This is a genomic window from Pseudomonas sp. DWP3-1-3b3 (genome assembly GCF_049896305.1).
Lineage (GTDB): Bacteria > Pseudomonadota > Gammaproteobacteria > Pseudomonadales > Pseudomonadaceae > Aquipseudomonas > Aquipseudomonas azotoformans_A.
In genome coordinates this window covers 665,195-683,068 of record NZ_JAFCUA010000003.1, presented here as the reverse complement: position 1 = coordinate 683,068, position 17,874 = coordinate 665,195, and the positions used below count along the sequence as shown (strand labels likewise).

The 17,874-nt window shown below is 63.6% G+C and carries 15 protein-coding genes; 5 read left to right on the top strand and 10 right to left on the bottom strand.

Annotated features, from left to right (window positions below):
- The first annotated feature begins 75 nt into the window (after positions 1 to 75).
- The 3 genes from ACP7BX_RS13155 to ACP7BX_RS13145 are packed head-to-tail and all read left to right on the top strand — an operon-like array spanning position 76 to position 4,519.
- Positions 76 to 2,265, top strand: coding sequence for a TonB-dependent receptor (locus ACP7BX_RS13155; RefSeq protein WP_177078291.1), 2,190 nt, complete (start codon positions 76 to 78; stop codon positions 2,263 to 2,265).
- Positions 2,266 to 2,267: 2 nt separating this feature from the next.
- A complete protein-coding gene (locus ACP7BX_RS13150; RefSeq protein WP_426131802.1) occupies positions 2,268 to 3,599 on the top strand; it encodes an LLM class flavin-dependent oxidoreductase in 1,332 nt (443 codons plus the stop codon).
- Entirely contained in the window at positions 3,596 to 4,519 is a 924-nt protein-coding gene (locus ACP7BX_RS13145; RefSeq protein WP_426131804.1) for a sulfonate ABC transporter substrate-binding protein, read from the top strand. Before ACP7BX_RS13150 ends, ACP7BX_RS13145 begins: the two co-directional genes overlap by 4 nt.
- Before the next feature lie 110 nt (positions 4,520 to 4,629).
- On the opposite strand, the gene fecE is transcribed toward ACP7BX_RS13145, so the two are convergent.
- The 6 genes from fecE to ACP7BX_RS13115 form a co-directional block, all read right to left on the bottom strand.
- Entirely contained in the window at positions 4,630 to 5,421 is a 792-nt protein-coding gene (gene fecE / locus ACP7BX_RS13140) for a Fe(3+) dicitrate ABC transporter ATP-binding protein FecE (RefSeq protein ID WP_426131806.1), read from the bottom strand.
- A 4-nt stretch (positions 5,422 to 5,425) separates the two neighbouring features.
- Positions 5,426 to 6,394, bottom strand: a complete 969-nt coding sequence (locus ACP7BX_RS13135; RefSeq protein ID WP_426131808.1) for an iron chelate uptake ABC transporter family permease subunit — start codon at positions 6,392 to 6,394, stop codon at positions 5,426 to 5,428.
- Positions 6,391 to 7,380, bottom strand: coding sequence for an iron-dicitrate ABC transporter permease FecC (gene fecC / locus ACP7BX_RS13130; RefSeq protein WP_033901709.1), 990 nt, complete (start codon positions 7,378 to 7,380; stop codon positions 6,391 to 6,393). Before fecC ends, ACP7BX_RS13135 begins: the two co-directional genes overlap by 4 nt.
- Before the next feature lie 2 nt (positions 7,381 to 7,382).
- The gene (locus ACP7BX_RS13125) at positions 7,383 to 8,297 is read right to left on the bottom strand and encodes a Fe(3+) dicitrate ABC transporter substrate-binding protein FecB (RefSeq protein WP_426131878.1); all 915 of its coding nucleotides are present in this window, start codon (positions 8,295 to 8,297) and stop codon (positions 7,383 to 7,385) included.
- 170 nt (positions 8,298 to 8,467) lie between these two features.
- Positions 8,468 to 10,858 carry a TonB-dependent siderophore receptor gene (locus ACP7BX_RS13120; protein WP_426131810.1) on the bottom strand — a complete coding sequence of 797 codons (2,391 nt, stop codon included), beginning with the start codon at positions 10,856 to 10,858 and terminating at the stop codon, positions 8,468 to 8,470.
- A 75-nt stretch (positions 10,859 to 10,933) separates the two neighbouring features.
- Positions 10,934 to 11,860, bottom strand: coding sequence for a LysR family transcriptional regulator (locus ACP7BX_RS13115; RefSeq protein ID WP_426131812.1), 927 nt, complete (start codon positions 11,858 to 11,860; stop codon positions 10,934 to 10,936).
- Positions 11,861 to 11,992: 132 nt separating this feature from the next.
- Here ACP7BX_RS13115 and ACP7BX_RS13110 point away from each other — a divergent pair, with 132 nt between their 5' ends.
- Together ACP7BX_RS13110 and ACP7BX_RS13105 are read left to right on the top strand one after the other, a co-directional pair.
- On the top strand, positions 11,993 to 12,433 hold the full coding sequence (locus ACP7BX_RS13110; protein WP_426131814.1) for a nuclear transport factor 2 family protein: 441 nt from the start codon (positions 11,993 to 11,995) through the stop codon (positions 12,431 to 12,433).
- A 25-nt stretch (positions 12,434 to 12,458) separates the two neighbouring features.
- Complete coding sequence (locus ACP7BX_RS13105) at positions 12,459 to 13,571, top strand: alkene reductase (protein ID WP_426131816.1); 1,113 nt, start codon at positions 12,459 to 12,461, stop codon at positions 13,569 to 13,571.
- A gap of 2 nt (positions 13,572 to 13,573) precedes the next feature.
- Here ACP7BX_RS13105 and ACP7BX_RS13100 read toward each other — a convergent pair whose 3' ends face one another.
- From ACP7BX_RS13100 to ACP7BX_RS13085, 4 genes are read right to left on the bottom strand one after another with little or no spacing between them, the layout of a single operon-like run.
- Positions 13,574 to 15,184, bottom strand: coding sequence for a gamma-glutamyltransferase family protein (locus tag ACP7BX_RS13100; protein ID WP_426131817.1), 1,611 nt, complete (start codon positions 15,182 to 15,184; stop codon positions 13,574 to 13,576).
- Between the two features lie 17 nt (positions 15,185 to 15,201).
- Positions 15,202 to 16,293: a polyamine ABC transporter substrate-binding protein gene (locus ACP7BX_RS13095; RefSeq protein WP_426131819.1), complete on the bottom strand. Its 1,092-nt coding sequence runs from the start codon at positions 16,291 to 16,293 to the stop codon at positions 15,202 to 15,204.
- Positions 16,294 to 16,313: 20 nt separating this feature from the next.
- Positions 16,314 to 17,093, bottom strand: a complete 780-nt coding sequence (locus ACP7BX_RS13090; protein WP_426131821.1) for an amino acid ABC transporter ATP-binding protein — start codon at positions 17,091 to 17,093, stop codon at positions 16,314 to 16,316.
- A gap of 2 nt (positions 17,094 to 17,095) precedes the next feature.
- Positions 17,096 to 17,872 (bottom strand): amino acid ABC transporter permease, encoded by a 777-nt coding sequence (locus tag ACP7BX_RS13085; protein ID WP_178953427.1) that lies wholly within the window; start codon positions 17,870 to 17,872, stop codon positions 17,096 to 17,098.
- Positions 17,873 to 17,874 lie beyond the last annotated feature (2 nt).

The following is a 17,874-nucleotide window of genomic DNA, read 5'->3' as shown; positions in this document are numbered from 1 at the left end:
CCCAAGACATTTCACAGGCGCTGACGGTCGCAAGAACCGCAGCGGTTCAGGGCATTCTTTTCGAGCGGGCACAGCATGCACAACTTCCAACGCAACACTTTCCTGATCCTGGCCGGGTTGACCGCCCTGCCCGCCCCCGGCGCCTTTGCGGCCGATGCGCAGGAGCCGACACTCAAATCCGTGACCGTCACCGCCACGCGCCGCGAAGAATCGCTGCAAAAAGTCCCGGTGGCCGTCTCGGTCCTCGATGGCGAACAGCTGGAGCGCGACAACCGCAACGGCGTGGCGAGCATCGCGCAGCAGGTGCCGTCGCTGAATTTCCGCACCGGCGCCTCGAACAAGGACACCTCGTTGTTCGTGCGCGGCGTGGGCACCATTTCCACCTCCCCCGGCGTCGAGCCGACGGTGGCCACGGTGATCGACGGTGTGGTCTATGCCCGCCCCGGCCAAGCCACCCTCGACCTGCTCGACCTGGAACGCATCGAGGTACTGCGCGGCCCCCAAGGTACGCTGTTCGGCAAGAACGCCTCGGCCGGCGTGCTGAACATCACCAGCAAGGCGCCCACTGCTGAAACCCACGGCTATATCGACCAATCCTTCTACAGCGGCAACGAAAGCCGCACCCGGTTCGGCATCGGAGGCAGCCTGGTGCCGGATGTGCTCAAGGGTTCGATCAGTACGCTGTTCGGCAGCTACGACGGCAATGTCGACAACCAGCACAATGGCCAGGAGGTCAACGGTTACAACCACAAGGGCATTCGCGGCAAGTTGGAATTCACCCCCAACGACGACCTGAAACTGACCCTGATCGCCGACTACATGCAGTCCCACGACGACGCGCCGAATGGCGTGGTCAGCAAGTCCCTGACCCCGGCGTTCGCCAACGCATTGAGCCCGGTGCGGGCCTCCAGCGACAACCGCGACATCAACACCGACACCCGCAGCCACGTGCAAGACACCAACAAAGGCTTGTCCGCCCAGCTGGACTGGAACCTCGGCGACTACACCCTGACCTCGATCACCGCCTGGCGCGGCTGGGACAACACCCAATACCAGGACGGCGACCGCCTTGGCACGGTGACCGCCGCGTTTCCCGGTACCGCCGACAAAGGCCAGTTGGAGTTCAACCAGTACTCCCAGGAACTGCGCCTGGCCTCGCCCAAGGGTGAGTTCCTGGAGTATGTCGGCGGCCTGTTCTACATGCATGGCAAGGATGAAGAAACCTACCAGCGCACCCTCACCACCACCACGCGCACCGACCGTGGCATCGCCGACTACAGCACCACCAACGACAGCTACGCGGTGTTCGGCGAGACCACGCTGAACTTCACCTCGCGCTTTCGTGGCATCGCCGGCCTGCGCTACACCCACGATGACCTGAAGTACGATCACCGCCGTGTCTCCACTTCGGCCACCACGGTCAGCGGGATTCAGCCGGCCACGTCCAGTTCCGGGTCGGTGGACGAAGACGGTTGGTCCGGGCGCCTGGGTGTGCAGTACGACATCAGCGACAGCGTCACCAGCTACCTCACCTATTCGCGCGGCTACAAAGGCCCGGCGTACAACGTGTTCTTCAATATGCAACCGCGTGACACCGACGCGCTCAAGCCGGAAACCTCCAACACCTGGGAAGCCGGGATCAAGGCCACCGCCTGGAACAACCGCCTGACCACCAACCTGGCGGTGTTCCACAGCGACTATGACAACTACCAGGCCAACTTTTTCGACACGGTCGCCGGGCAAGTGGTGACGCGCCTGATCAACGCTGGCAGCGTGAGCACCGAAGGCGTCGAGCTGGATTACGCCTTGCAGGCCACCCAGCAACTCAAGCTGTCCGGTGCCCTGGCCTACACCCGCGCGCGCATCGACGAATTCGCCTGCCCGGCCGGTGCCGCCGCGACCTGCAACGTGAATGGCAAGCCGCTGCCCTTCAGCCCGGACTGGAAAAGCTACGTGCGCGCCGACTACAGCATCCCGCTGGATAACGGCCTGGACATCGAACTGGGCACCGACTACAGCTGGCAGAGCGAAGTGCAGTACGACATCAGCCAGAACCTTGACACCAAACAAGGTGCCTACGGCATCTGGAACGCCAGCGTGGCCCTGGCCGACTACAGCAATGGCTGGCGCGTCGCCTTCCTGGCGAAGAACCTCGCCGACAAATCCTACTCACCGCTGCTGGCCAGCGGCGGCAACTACATTTACCGCGCCGTGCCCCGTGACGATGAACGTTACTTCGGCGTGCAACTGCGCAAGGATTTCTAAGCATGAGCCGTCAACTCAAACTCGGCGCCTTCCTCATGGCCACCGGGCACCACGTCGCCGCCTGGCGCCACCCGGACGTGCCGGCCAATGCCGGGCTGGATGTTGCCCAGTACAAGCACCTGGCGCGGGTGGCTGAAGCGGCCAGGTTCGATGCGCTGTTCGTGGCCGATAGCATTGCGGCGGCCACAAGTGACATCGCCAGCCATATGGCGCGTTCGGATCACTTCGAACCGCTGACCTTGCTTTCGGCGTTGAGTGCGGTGACGGACCACATCGGCCTGATCGCCACGGCGACCACCACCTACAACGAGCCCTACCACGTGGCGCGCAAATTCGCCTCGCTGGATCATCTGTCTGGAGGCCGTGCCGGCTGGAACCTGGTCACCTCGGACGCCGCCGCTGAAGCACAGAATTTCGGCCGCGATGAACACCTCGGCCACGCCGCGCGCTACAGCCGCGCCAGGGAGTTTCATCACGTCGTGACCGGGTTGTGGGACAGCTGGGAAGACGATGCCTTCATGCGGGACAAGGCCAGCGGCAACTACTACGACCCCACGAAGCTGCATGTGCTGGATCACGTCGGTGAACATTTCCGCGTCAAGGGCCCGCTGAACGTGGCGCGCTCACCCCAGGGCCAACCGGTGATCGTGCAGGCGGGCTCGTCGGAAACCGGCCGCGAACTGGCCGCGCAAACCGCCGAGGTGGTGTTTACCGCGCAAACGTCGCTGGAGAACGCCCAGGCGTTTTATGCGGATCTCAAGGGGCGCCTTGAAAGATACGGGCGTGAGCCGGATTCGCTGAAAATCATGCCGGGGGTGTTCGTAGTGGTCGGCCAGACCGAGGTCGAAGCTCAGGCGAAATTCGAGGCGTTCCAGGACCTGGTTGAGCCGCAAGTGGGCGTCGCCTTGCTGGGGCGCATGCTGGGTAATTTCGACTTGTCCGGCTATCCGTTGGACGGGCCGTTGCCGGAGTTGCCGCTGACCGACAGCGGGCAACGCAGCCGTCAGCAATTGCTGAGTGACCTGGCCCACCGCGAACACCTGACCCTCGCCCAGTTGGGCCGACGGATTGCCGGCGGGCGCGGGCATTACAGCCTGATCGGCACGCCCGCGCAGATCGCCGATGAGCTACAACGCTGGTTCGAAAACGGCGCTGCCGATGGTTTCAACATCCTGGTGCCGCACCTGCCGGGTGGGCTGGAGGATTTCGCCCAATGGGTCGTGCCGGAGCTGCAACGGCGCGGCCTGTTTCGCACCGAATACACCGGCTCCACCTTGCGTGAAAACCTCGGCTTGGCGCGCCCCGAAAACCGCTTCAAAAAGGATGATGCATGAAGATTCCGGCGCTGTTACTCGTCCTGCTGGCCGTCACTCAAACCGCACTGGCGGCCGACCCCACCACCTTGCGCATCGGTTACCAGAAAGGCTCCATCGCCCTGGTACTCGCCAAGGAACATGGCCTGCTGGAAAAACGCTTCCCGCAGACCGACGTGAAGTGGATCGAATTCCCCGCCGGCCCGCAGATGCTGGAAGCACTGAACGTGGGCGCACTGGACGTTGGCTCGACCGGCGACATCCCGCCACTGTTCGCCCAGGCAGCGGGTGCGGACCTGGTCTACATCGGCGCCGAACCGCCCAAGCCCAGCGCCGAAACCATCCTGGTGCGCAACGATAGCCCGTTGCATTCAGTCCCGGACCTGAAGGGCAAGAAAGTCGCCTTCCAGAAGGGCTCCAGTTCCCACAACCTGATCCTGCGCGCCCTGAACAAAGCCGGCCTGAGCTACAAGGATATCCAGCCGGTGTACCTGCCACCTGCCGATGCGCGCGCGGCGTTTGAGCGCGGCAGCGTGGATGCCTGGGCGATCTGGGAGCCCTATTCATCCTTGGCGTTGAGCCAGAGCCCCAGCCATGTGCTGGCCAATGGTGAAGGCCTGGGTTTATCCGGGCCGGTGTATACCGCGCGGCGCGACTATGCGAAGGCCAATGGCGTGTTTGTACATGACCTGCTAGATGAGCTCAGCGCTGCCGAAGCGCTCACCCGCAGCCAGCGTGAAGACAGTTTGAAGGTGCTGACCGGCTTTATGGGACTGCCTGCTGAGGTGATTGCGCGTTACATGGATAACCGCCCGCCTTCGCCGATCTTGCCGATTGACGACACGATCATCGCGGCGCAGCAGGCGACGGCGGATTTGTTCTACCAGAACCACTTGCTACCCAGAGCCATCGACGTGAAAAAAGCCCTGGAAAACAACTGAAATCAAACTGTGGGAGCTGGCTTGCCTGCGATGGCGGTGGGTCAGCTGGCAATGATGTGACTGATAGACCGCTATCGCAGGCAAGCCAGCTCCCACAGCTTTTAACCGAGTCAGGCTTGAAAACGGATGCTTTTTTCCACCACGCACATCGGTGTGCCGGACACCGGTTCATTGATGATCTGCACCTGCACATCAAACACCTGGCGCATCAACTCGGCACTGATCACCGCCCCCGGCGCACCATCCGCCACCAACTGGCCGCCGTGCATCACCGCCAAATGGTCGGCATACCGACAAGCCTGGTTGATGTCGTGCAGCACGGTGATCACGGTCTTGCCTTCGGTGGCCAGCTCGCCCATCAAGTCCATGAGTTCGACTTGATGGCTGATGTCGAGGTAAGTGGTGGGTTCATCCAGCAACACCACCGGCGCATTCTGCGCCAACACCATCGCCAGCCAGGCGCGTTGACGCTGGCCGCCGGACAGATCGGCCAGAGCGCGATCAGCCAACACGTCCAGTTCCAGGCGCTGCATGGCTTGGGTCACGTGAGATTGATCACTGCCACTCAAACGCCCCCACAGCGAGTTATGCGGGCTACGGCCATAGGCGACCAACTGGCGCACGCTGACGCCCTCGGGCACCGGCAGCACCTGCGGCAAGAACGCGATCTGCCGCGCCAACTCGCGGGCAGACAGGCTGGCGTAGGCCTGGCCATCCAGGGTCAGTTCGCCCTGGGTCGGTTTGAGGATGCGCGCGAAGGCCTTGAGCAGGGTCGACTTGCCGCAGCCATTGGGACCGATCAAGGCGGTGACCTTTCCGGTCGGCGGCGCAAAGGACAGGCCTTGCACGATGCGCGTAGTGCCGTAGCCGATATCCAGCTCGCGTGCGTGAAGAATACTCATGTGATCAGCCCTTGAACCGTGCCAGCAACCAAAGAAAATACGGTGCGCCAATCACCGCCGTGAGCACCCCGGCGGGGATTTCGCTGGGCGCAATCAACGTGCGCCCCAACGTGTCGGCCAGTACCAGCAGCAACGCACCGATCAGCATCGCCGCCGGCAGCAGGTACTGGTGATGCCCACCCACCAACCGCCGCGCCATGTGCGGCGCGACTAGGCCGATAAAACCGATCGGCCCGATCACCCCCACGCCCAGGCTGGTCAGCAGCACGGCGCAGGCCATCGCCAGCCAGCGTGTGCGACTCAGTGGCGTGCCGAGGCTGTGGGCGGCTTCATCGCCGAGGGCGATCAGGTTCAGCGGCTTGGCCAGGCACAGCCCCAACGGGATCAGCACCAGGAACGGCAACACCAGCGCCACATGGTGCCAGTTGCGGCTCCACAGGCTGCCGGTGAGGGCGAGCAAGGCGGTGTTGATATCCAGCGGATGGGACAGGATCAGGAACTCGGTAACACTGGACAAAGTCACCGCAATCGCCACCCCGGACAGGGCAAACCGCACCCCGGAAAAACTCACCCCGGTGTTGTACAGCGCCAGCAGCAACGCGCCTCCCGCCCCGCCCAGGCAAGCCACCAGCGGCAGCCACATAATCGGCAAATGCGGCCAACTGATGATCGCCACGGTCAGCGCCAGCCCGGCGCCTTGGGTCACGCCGAGGATTTCCGGCGAGGCCAGCGGGTTGCGGATCACGCCCTGCACAATTGCCCCGGCCAGGCCGAAGGCTGCACCGGCAAGGATCGCGATCAAGCTGCGTGGCAGGCGGTGGTTCCAGACTTCGAAGTCGAGGGCGTCGTGGGCCAGCAGGCGGTCCAGCACGGTGTCTGGGGTGAGCCACGCAGTGCCAGCGCTGAGGCTGATCAGCGTCGCCAGCAGCAACAGGCCGAGCAGCAGCCATAGGCGCAAGGGTGGCCGGGTCATAGGGCGCGCCTGGCAAGAAAGAGGAAGAACGGCGCGCCGATCAGCGCGGTGACCACACCCGCCGGGGTCTCCACCGGAAACGCCACGGCGCGGCTGAGCAGGTCCGCGCCCAGCACGATCACCGCACCCAACGCGGCGCTCAACGGGATCAGCCAGCGGTAGTCATTCCCGAGAAACTGGCGAAGGATATTCGGCGCAATCAGCCCGACAAACCCGATCGGCCCCACCGCGCAGACGCTCGCGCCCACCAGCAACAGGCTGGCGATGAACACCTGCAAGCGCAGGCTGGCAATGCCTACACCCAGGGAACGCGCGGCGTCTTCGCCGAGGTTGATCAGGTTCAGGCGCGGCGCGCACCATAGCGCCCACAGGCCGCCGATCAAGGTGCACGGCCAGAGCAATTGCACCTGCGCGGCGCCGACATTGGCCAGGGAACCGGCCAGCCAGTTGAGCACGCTTTGTGCCTGGGCCTCGACCAGGATCACCGTGAGCCGGGTCAATGCCGCGCACAACGCCGCCACGGCCACACCGGCCAATACCAGTCGCCCCTGAGCTGTGGTCGGTGACCAGGCGCCGCCGAGGCTGAACACCGTGACCCAGGCCAACGCGCCGCCCAGGCACGTCATCAACAACGCACCACCGGCAAACGGCGGCGCGACCAACCCGGTGGAAAACAGCGCCAAGCCCAGCGCCGCCCCGGCCGTCACACCAAACAAGGACGGCGAGGCCAGGCGGTTGCGGGTAATGCCTTGCATCAACGCACCGGCCAAGCCCAGGCAGGCGCCGACCAACGCGGCACACAGCGCCCGTGGCACGCGCAACTGCGCGACGATGTAGGCCATATTGCCGCCCACGCTGCCTTGATGAACCAGGCCATTCCACGCATCCGTCGCCGTGATCGTGAACGGCGACCAACTGTACAGCGACAGCCAGAACAACCCGGCACCCAGCAGCACAATGCCGGCCGCCGCAAGACTTCGCCCCATGCTTATTGGCTCAGTACGGCTTTACCGCCCTTGAGGATCGCCAGCGCGTCTTCGGCGATCTGCTCCGAGGCCAGCACACCGCGATTGCGCGCCCAGCTGTCACCGTCCACTTCGGCGACCTGTTTATTACGCACCGCGCCCAGCACTTGCCACAGCGGCTGCTTGCTCCAGTTGTCAACGATGCTCGGGCGACGGTAATGACCGACCAGCAACCAACCGGGGTCGAGGGCGAGCAGTTGCTCCAGGCTGACAAACTCGGTGGGCGCCGCATTGGCGCGTACCGAGGGAACTTTCAAACCAATGGCTTCGAGCACGCTGCCGGCGTAGGAATCCGGGCCGTGCACGGAGAAACTGTCTTCACGGGCGACACCAAACAACACGCTGGCGCCGGCCGGGATCTGCTGGGCAATGGCTTTGAGGTTTTCGCGGTTCTTCTGGATCCGCGCTTCCATCTGTTCGCTCTTGCCCAGTGCCTTGCCGATCAGTTCGGCGGATTTCAGGCTGCCCTGGTAATCCTCGCCGCGCGACGGCAGCAACAGGGTCGGCGCGATGCTCGCCAGGTCGTTGTACAACGCCTGGTGACGGTTGAGGTCGGCAACGATCAGGTCCGGCTTGAGGCGGGCGATTTCCTCGATGCTCGGCTGCGAACGCAGGCCCACGGACTTCCATTGGCCGATGGCCTGGCGCACGCGGGGCAACACGCGGTTGGCATCGCCATCATCGGCAGCGCCGACGGGCGTGACGTCAACGGCGGCCAGGCTGTCGAGAAAGGAGAATTCCAGCACCACGACGCGCTTGGGTGCATCGGGCAGATGCACGGCGTGCTGGCCGTCGTTGAGGTCGATGGGCGCGGCGCTCAGCAGGCCTGAAGACAACGCCAACACACAGGCGGCAAGGGTGGGGATGGAGCGCAGCATTCGCATGACAAGGACCTCGGCGTTAAAACACCCCGGCTAGACAGGCTGGGGAAAACGGCGGGTACTATTCCATATCGGGGCGGCGTGATCAAAAAACATTCTCATTAACGCCGAAAATCCAGTGTGAGAGCTGGCTTGCCTGCTCCCACATTTTGATCGACGTACAGCCGTTAGAAGTCGACGGTAGCCGACAGCAGGTAGGTGCGCGGCGTCGACAAGGTCAGCCCCGGCTCGCTGTCATCCGACGCGCCGGCCGAGCTCCAGTAGCGCTTATCGGCGACGTTCTCCACATTCGCCCGCAAGGTGATGTGCTTGTCGTCCACCTTGAACGCGTAGCGCGCACCCAGGTCAACGCGGTTCCAGGCGTCGATTTCCTTGACGTTGGACTGGTCCAGGTACTGCGAGCTGGAGTAGATGCCACGGCTGGTCAGCGTCAGGCCTTCGAGGCCCGGCACATCCCATTCGGCGCCGAGGTTAACGTTGTACTTGGGCGTGGCCGGGGCGCGGTTGCCGTCCCAGGTGCCGTTGGTGGTGTCTTTCAGTTCACTGTCGATGTACATCACCCCGCCGAGCAGGCGCAAGCCCTTGAGCGGTTCGCCGAACACACTCAGCTCTACGCCTGAGTTCTCACGTTTGCCATTGGGGCCGAAAAGCCGCGTGGTGGCATTGGTTTCATAGGCGGGCTGCTTGATGCGGAACACGGCGGCAGTCACCGCGAACGCGCCGGCGTCGTACTTGGCGCCCACTTCCACCTGGCGGCTGATGAACGGCGGGAAGATCTCGTCTTCGTTTCGCGAGGTGGACGGCGCGATCTTGCCCTGGCTCAGGCCTTCCATGTAGTTGGCGTACAGTGACAATTTGTCGGTGGCCTTGAACAGCAGGCCGCCGGACGGCGAAACCTTTTCTTCGTCGTAGGCCGTGGCACCTTTGACGCCGTCGCTCCAGTCATCGACCTTCACGCGCTGCCAGCGGGCACCGAGGGTGAGCAACAGGCGGTCGTCGAAGAAGCCCAGGGTGTCGGACAAGGCCACGCCGCTGAATTTGTTTTCGGTGTAGACCTTGGCGTCCTGGCGGGTAGCTGTGGACGGCGTCGGTGTTTGTACGGGGTTGTAGAGGTTGCTCGGCGCCGCCCCATAGCGCGCGCCACCGTTGGTGAAGTCCATATCGAAGTAACTGGCTGCCAGGTTGACCTCATGGCTGACCGGCCCGGTATGGAACCAGTTGCGCACGCCAGCGGTGTAAGTGCGCACGTTTTCATCGCGGGTGAAATCCCGTGGCTGCACGCTGAAATCACCGGCCGCATTGGACACGGACACCGCGTGGCGCAGGAAGTCGTGGTTGCTTTTGCGTGCGCCCACGCCGCCGTAGAGCATCACGTTGTCGCTGAGGTCGTACTCGGCATTGACCGTGCCGAAGGTGTCATTGGTGCGGGCCTTGCTCCAGGATTGCGCATAATTGCGGCGCACGTCGTTAGCGCTGGGCACCGGCGCTGCGGCCGCCACCTGCACGCGCTCTTGCGGCGCATCGGTGTCGCGCTCGGTGTGGCCGATGTCGGTGGAAAGGCGCAAGCGTTCGCCACGGAAATCCAGGCCCAGCACAGCCATTTCGCGGTCGACGCTCTGGTGGTCCCAAGCGGTGTCGCCGGACTGCTTCACACCGTTGAAACGGATGCCGTACTGGTTGTCTTCGCCAAAGCGTCGACCAATGTCCACCGCACCGCCGGCCTGGCTGTCGGACGCCCAGTTGCCGGTGAACGAGTTGATGTCCTTGTCGGTGGCGCGCTTGGGCACCACGTTGATCCCGCCGCCCACGCTGCCACGCGGCGAGATGCCGTTGATCAACTGGCTCGGGCCTTTGAGGATGTCGACGCGGTCGGCCATTTCCATGTCGATGGTGTAGGTCGGCAGCACGCCGTACAGGCCGTTGTAGGCCACGTCACTGTTGAACAGGCTGAAGCCGCGGATGGTGAATTGCTCGTAACGCCCACCGGCCGGGTTGGTCGCGCGCACCGAGGGGTCGGCGGCGATCAGGTCGCCGAGGGTGCGGGCCTGTTGGTTCTTCACCGCATCCGCGGTGTAGGTGGTGATGCTGAACGGGGTTTCCATGAAGTCCCGCGTGCCGAGCATACCTTGGGCCGTGCGGCGCGCCACCTGGCCGCCGGCGTAGGTGTCGCCGTCATACAGGCCGGTGGTGCCGAGGATCGACGTCGGGGCCAACTCCAGCGTGCTGCCGTCCGGCGCCGGCACCAGCATGTAGGCCTGTGCGCCCATCGGTTGCAGTTGCAGGCCAGAGCCTTGCAGCAAGCGCGCAAAGCCCTCCTCCACTCCATATTCGCCGGACAAACCACTGCTGCTGCGCCCGCTGACCAACGCCGGGTCCACCGACAGGTTGACACCCGCCAACCCGGCGAAGCGGGTGAGCGCCGCACTCAGGCTGCCGGCGGGCACCTGATAACTACGGCGGGTGGCGGTGTCTTCGGCATAGCTGACGGCAGCGAAGAACGGACTGGCGCTGAGGCTCAGCAGCAGGCTCAGTTTGAGCAAGGGACGGACTACAGGCATTGGAGAAAACTCTCGATAGTGTTCACTTACCTGGAATGACCGATGAGGAGAAAAAAAGGGACAGCCTGATTCAGTTCATTTTTCGCGGCCACCAAACACCTCGTTCTGTTGCCCGGCCATTTCCAATAGCGCATCCACCACCACGCGTACCTTGGGTTGCACGTAACGGGTCTGTGGCCAGATCACATGAATCGGCATGGTCGCCCCGGCACAGTCGTCGAGTACGGTCAGCAAGGCACCGCTGCGCAGGTGTTCGGCCACCAGCCACGTGGGCAGCTGGCACAGGCCGCCGCCGTCGAGGGTGGCGCGCAACATCATCTCACCGTCGCCGAACTCATGCCGCACGCGCACTTCCTGCTCCTGCACGATGCCTTTGGGGTTTTTCACCAGCCAGGTCTTACGCAGGCCGATACGCCAGCCAATGATGCAATCGTGCGCCAGCAAATCACTCGGGCTCAGCGGCGGTGGCTGCTGGCGCAAATACTGCGGCGCGGCGCAGATCACCAGGCGTTGCTCGCCGAGGCGCCGGGCGACCAGTTCCGGGTCATCCTTAAGGTCACCAATACGGACCGCCAGGTCGATGCCTTCGTTGATCATGTCGACCTTGCGCTCGCCAAACGTGAGGGTCAGGTCCAGTTGCGAATATCGACCGGCCAGCGCAATCAGCAGCGGCGCGATATGCCGTCGGCCAAACGCTGCCGGCAGGTCAATTCGCAAGCGCCCTTTGGGCTCCGCGACACCACTGAGGAAGCTGCCTTCCACACCGCGCAATTCTTCCATCACCCGCAGGCAACTGGCCAGGTAAACCTCGCCTTCGTGGGTCAGGCTCAACTTGCGGGTGCTGCGGTGCAGCAACTTGATGCCCAGGCGTTTTTCCAGCCGCGTCACGCTCTTGCCCACCGCCGAACTGGTCACGCCCAAATGCTGGGCGGCGGCGGTAAAACTGCCCTGTTGGGCGGCCAGGATGAACTCGGGGATGCCGTCGAATTGAAGGGTTTCCATCACTGCCTCCGACACGGAAAAATTTAATTCTATCCTCGCAGGATCAGCTGCACAGACTTTTCAGGGATTAATCCGCCTCGCACGCTCAAATAAGCTAGGCACCACTTTCAATGACCATCCCCGAGAGGTCCCATGAACGCCGATTTGAACCGCCTCATCAGCCTGGAAGCCATCCGTACCCTGCGCCTGCGCTACTGCCATCACCTCGATGCCAACCGCATGGACGCACTGGCGCAGTTGTTTACCGAAGACGCCATTTGCCAGGTCGACCGCGCCGGCTGGACTGGCCGTCAAGCCATCAAGGCCGGCCTGGCCCAGGCCTTTCGCGATTTTGATACCGAGCAACGCGGCCAGTACCCCTTCCTGCACGCCGTGTCCAACCACTGGATCGAACTCCTCGATGAGAACCGCGCCGAAGGCCGTTGCTACTTGACCGACTTCGTGACCCAACGCCCGACGGGGGAAAACCCATTGTTGCTGCTGGGCCTGTACGTCGATGAATACCGCCGCGTCGAGGGCGAATGGTTGATCAGCAGCACGCGCCTGAACGTGGTGTGGCCCCAACGTCCCTGAACTCTGATCCCTTGAGAGATTTCCCATGAGCACCCTATTCAAACCCTACGACCTTGCCGGCACTGCGTTGACCAACCGCGTGGTGATGGCGCCCATGACCCGTGCCCGAGCACTGGACGATATTCCAGATGAACACACTGTTCTCTACTACGCCCAACGCGCATCAGCGGGGCTGATCATCAGCGAGGGCGCGCCGATTTCCCGCGAAGGCTGCGGTTACCTGTTCAACCCTGGGCTGTACAACGACGCACAAACCCAGGGCTGGCGCCGGGTCACCGATGCGGTGCACGCCAAGGGCGGCAAGATCTTCGCGCAACTGTGGCATGTGGGCCGCATGTCCCATGTGTCGATTCAGCCTGAAGGGGGCGCACCTGTCTCTTCGGTGGCCGTTACCGCCGCCCAATCGAACGCCTACGCATGGGTTGCCGACGGCCAGCCAGGGCCGGTACAAGCCAGTACGCCAAGGGCGCTTGATACCGATGAGGTGCGTCGAGTGACCGCAGATTTTGTCAGCGCCGCACGCCGTGCAATGGACGCCGGGTTTGATGGGGTCGAATTGCATGGTGCCAATGGCTACCTGTTCGAGCAGTTCTTGAATGGCGCGCTGAACACCCGCACTGACGAGTACGGCGGCTCCATCGCCAACCGCCAGCGCTTCCTGCTGGAAACCCTGGATGCCCTGGCCGCCGAGATCGGCAGCGCGCGGGTCGGCGTACGCCTCTCGCCCTTCGGCCGCTTGTTCGATATGCATCCGTACGTCGAGGAAGCCCAGACGTGGCTGAGCCTGGCTGCCGCGCTCAACACACGCAACCTCGGCTATGTGCACTTGAGCGATCAGCTCACGCTGGGGGCAGAAGCCATCCCCGCAGGCTTCGCCACAGCGTTCCGCCAGGCCTACCAAGGCACCCTGATCGCGGCGGGTGGTTTCAATCGCGCCCGGGCCGAAGCGGTGTTGACCCAGGGCGATCTGGATCTGGTGGCGTTCGGCCGGCCGTTCATTGCCAACCCGGACTTGGTGGAACGCATGCGACACGATTGGCCACTGGCCGAAGGCGATCGCACGACGTTCTACGGCATCGACGGCAGCCCGACTCGGGGCTACACCGACTATCCGGCGGCACCGGCGAACCGGGCCTAGGTTTACAAGACGGCGATATGCGAATCCGCCCTGGGCTCGGTGCCGCCGCACAGCACCCCGCTGACCGGGTCGCGCAGGATGATCTGCCCGCGCCCGTAGTCGGTGAGGTCGCTGGCGATCTGCACCTGATGCCCGCGCCGTGCCAAGGCGTTGGCCAAGTCGCGGGAGGCGCCCTGTTCGATGCCCACGTTCATGTCGCCCAGCCATTGCCAGCGCGGCGCATCCAGAGCCGCCTGCGGGTTGAGCCCGAAATCCACCAGGTTCATCACCATCTGCACGTGACCCTGGGGCTGCATGTAGCCGCCCATCACGCCGAACGGGCCAAGGGCCTGGCCGTCCTTGGTGAGAAAGCCGGGGATGATGGTGTGGAAGGTTTTCTTGCCCGGCGCCAGGCAGTTGGCGTGGGTTGGGTCGAGGCTGAACTCCTGCCCACGGTTTTGCAGGGCGATGCCGCTGTCGGGCAGCACCACGCCGGAGCCGAAGCCATGGTAGTTGCTCTGGATGAACGAAACCATATTGCCTTCGGCGTCGGCCGTGGCCAGGTACACCGTGCCGCTGGCGTGAGGGTCGCCGGGTTTGGGCGGCTGGGCCTGTTCGCCGATCTGCCCACGGCGACGCGCGCTGTAGTCATCGCTGAGCAGGTCAGCGACGGCCACGCGCATGTGCAGCGGATCGGTGATGTAGTGCAGGCCGTCGCTGTAGGCGAGTTTCATCGCCTCCAATTGGCGGTGCCAGGTCTGCTGGCTGTCGCGGTGATCGAAGCTGAAACCTTCGAGGATTTTCAGCGCCATCAACGCTACCAAACCCTGGCCGCTGGGGGGGATTTCCCACACGTCCACCCCGCGGTAATTGACGTGGATCGGCTCCACCCACTCGGCGCGGTAATTCTGGAGATCGCTGGCGCGCAGGTAGCCGCCGCTGGCCTTGGAATGCGCGTCCAAGCGTTCGGCCAGCGCGCCGCGATACAGGCTTTCGCAGCGGGTGGCCGCCAGCTCTTCGAGGGTGCGGGCCTGGGCCGGGTTGCGAAACATCTCCCCGGCCTGTGGCGCGCGGCCGTCGATCAGGAAGGTGTCGAACCAGGCGTCCAGCGCCGCATCGCGATGAGGCGTGAACTCTTCCAGGGTGAGTTGCCATTGATAGGCAACCACCGGCGACAGCGGGAAACCGTCGCGCGCCAGGCGGATGGCCGGTTGCAGCAACTCGGCAAACGGCAATTTGCCGAAACGCTGGGACAGCTCCGCCCAAGCCGACGGGCAACCGGGCACCGTGACCGGCGTCCAGCCATACAGCGGCATCTGGTCATGCCCGCAGGCCTTGACCGCCTCGATGCTCAAGGCCGCCGGCGCATGGCCGTTGCCATTCAAACCGTGCAACTGGCCCTTGCACCAGACCAGGGCAAACGCATCGCCGCCGAGGCCGCAGCCGGTGGGTTCCACCACCGTCAAAGCGGCCGCCGTGGCAATGGCAGCGTCGATGGCGTTACCGCCCTTTTGCATGATCTCGATACCGGCCTGGGCGGCCAGGGGCTGGGACGCCGCGACCATGCCGCGCTGGGCAAACACACTCTGGCGCTGCGAGGGATAAGGGTACTCGTGAGCAGAAAATTTCAACATGGCAGAGGCTCTTCGATTCATTGGCCGGACTTGATGCGGTTCCATTCCCGGGTCATCAGGCGCTGGATATTTTCCGGCAGGTCGGCGGAGACAAAGGTGTGGTTGATCACGTCATCGCCAGGATAGATACCTGGGTTGCCGCTGACTTTGGGGTCCATCAGTGGCGTGGCGTCTTTGTTCGGGTTGGCGTAGCCGACGTAGTCGCTGATCGGCGCGATCACCTCGGGGCGCAGCAGGTAGTTGATCAGGGCGTGGGCGTTGGCCGTGTTGCCGGCGTCCTTGGGAATCGCCAGCATGTCGAACCACAGGTTCACGCCTTCCTTGGGGATCAGGTAGCGGATGTCGATATGTTTGCCAGCTTCCTTGGCGCGGCTCTGGGCCTGCATCACGTCGCCGGAATAACCGACCGCCACGCAGATATCGCCGTTGGCCAGGTCGGCGGTGTATTTCGAGGAGTTGAAGTAGGTCACCGAGGGCCGCAGCGCCATCAAGCGTGTCGAGGCCTGCTTGTAGTCGTCGGGCTGAGTGCTGTTGGGGTCCAGGCCGAGGTAGAGCATGACCTGCGGGATGATCTTCACCGGGGCATCAAGGAAGGCCACGCCGCAGCTTTTGAGCTTGGCCAGGTTGCCTGGCTCGAAGACCATCGACCAGGAATCCAGCACCGCGTCCTTGCCCAGCACGGCGCGCACTTTTTCTGCGTTGTAGCCGATGCCCACGGTGCCCCACATGTAAGGCACGGCGTAGCGGTTGCCAGGGTCGGCGGCTTCCAGGCGCTGCATCAGGCGCGGGTCCAGGTGCTTCCAGTTATCCAGCAAATTCCGCTGCAACGGCTGGTAGGCGCCGGCGCGGATCTGCTTGGACAGGAACTGGCTGGAGGGCACGACCACGTCATATCCCGAGTGCCCGGAAAGCAGCTTGGCTTCGAGCATTTCGTTGGTGTCGAAGATGTCGTATTGCACCTTGATGCCGCTGTCTTTCTCGAAGTTCTTCAAGGTGTCGGGGCCGATGTAATCGGACCAGTTGTAGACCTTGACCACAGGTGTGGCAGCCTGGCTCATGGGTACAACGGCGGCGCAGCACAGGGCTGCAAACAAGCTGGATAAACGCATGGCACATTTCCTTGGAAGGGTCATAACACGCGACTGAGAAAGGCTCGGGTACGGGGATGGCTGGGGTGGCTGAAAATCTGTTCCGGTGGCCCCTGTTCGATGAGTTCACCCTGGTCGAGCACCACCACGCGGTCCGCCACTTCACGGGCAAAGCCCATTTCGTGGGTGACCACCACCATGGTCATGCCCTCCTCGGCCAGCTCCTTCATCACCTGCAGCACTTCGCCGACGGTTTCCGGGTCGAGGGCGCTGGTGGGTTCGTCGAACAGCATGGCTTGGGGTTTCATCGCCAAGGCACGGGCGATGGCCACCCGTTGCTGCTGGCCACCGGAGAGCATCGACGGGTAATGGTTGGCCTTGTCCGCCAGGCCGACCCGAGCGAGTAATCCACGGGCCTGTTCCAAGGCTTCGACGCGGGGTGTGCCGAGTACCTGGATCGGCGCTTCGATGATGTTTTCCAACGCGGTCATGTGGGGGAACAGGTTGAAACGCTGGAACACCATGCCGATGTCGCGGCGCTGGCGGGCAATGTTGCGCTCCGAGTCGCGTACCAGGCTGCCGTCGCTGCGCTCGCGATAGCCCATGGCGCGGCCGTTGACGCGGATGCGCCCGCCCTGGATGTCTTCGAGCAGGTTGATACAGCGGATAAAGGTGGTCTTGCCCGAACCCGAGGCGCCAATGAGCACCACCACTTCTCCGCGCCGCACTTGCAGGGAAATGCCCTTGAGGATCTGCAGCGTGCCAAACGACTTGTGGATATCCAGCGCTTCGATGATCAGTTCTTCACTGTGATGCGCCATGGTTATCGTCCCCTCAGCAGTTTCAAAGTGCTGCGCCCGAACATGCGGCTGGACGCCGGTGGCGGCGCGGAAGGCCGGTCGGACTGGCCGAAACGTGCCTCCAGCCAGCGCTGGAAGAAGCCCCAGAGCGTGGTGAGCATCAGGAAGTAGATCGCCACCACCAGGTACAGCTCGAACACGCGGAACGTCGCCGAGGTGACCATTTGCGTGCTGAGCAGCAATTCCTGCACGCCGATCACGCTGACCAGGGTGGTGTTCTTGAGCATCACGTTGAACTCGTTGCCCAGCGGCGGCACGATCACGCGAAACGCCTGGGGCAGCACGATGCGCCGCATCAGCTTGGAAAAGCCCATGCCCAGGGAGCGCCCGGCTTCGTATTGGCCCTTGTCGACGGCGCCAATGCCGGCGCGGATGATTTCAGCCATGTACGCGCCTTCGTTGAGGCCCAGGGCGATAATCGCCGCCTGGATATTGCCGGGCACGACCAGGCCGAACAGGTCGATATCCTCAAAGCGGAAAATCCCCCCGGCCGCCAGCGCGGTGTAGAGAAACACGATCTGCACCAGCAGCGGCGTGCCGCGCATCAACCACACGTAAAACCGCACTGGCAGGTGCAGCAACGGATTCTTCGACAGGCGCAACAGCGCCGCCGCCAAGCCCAGTACGCAGCCCAGCAACATCGCCGACACCGCGATCAGGCACGTCAGCCACAGCCCGGTGAGGTAGACCCCGCTGGGCTGCAACAGGTACTGCCAGAACACATCCCAATTGAAGTTCATCG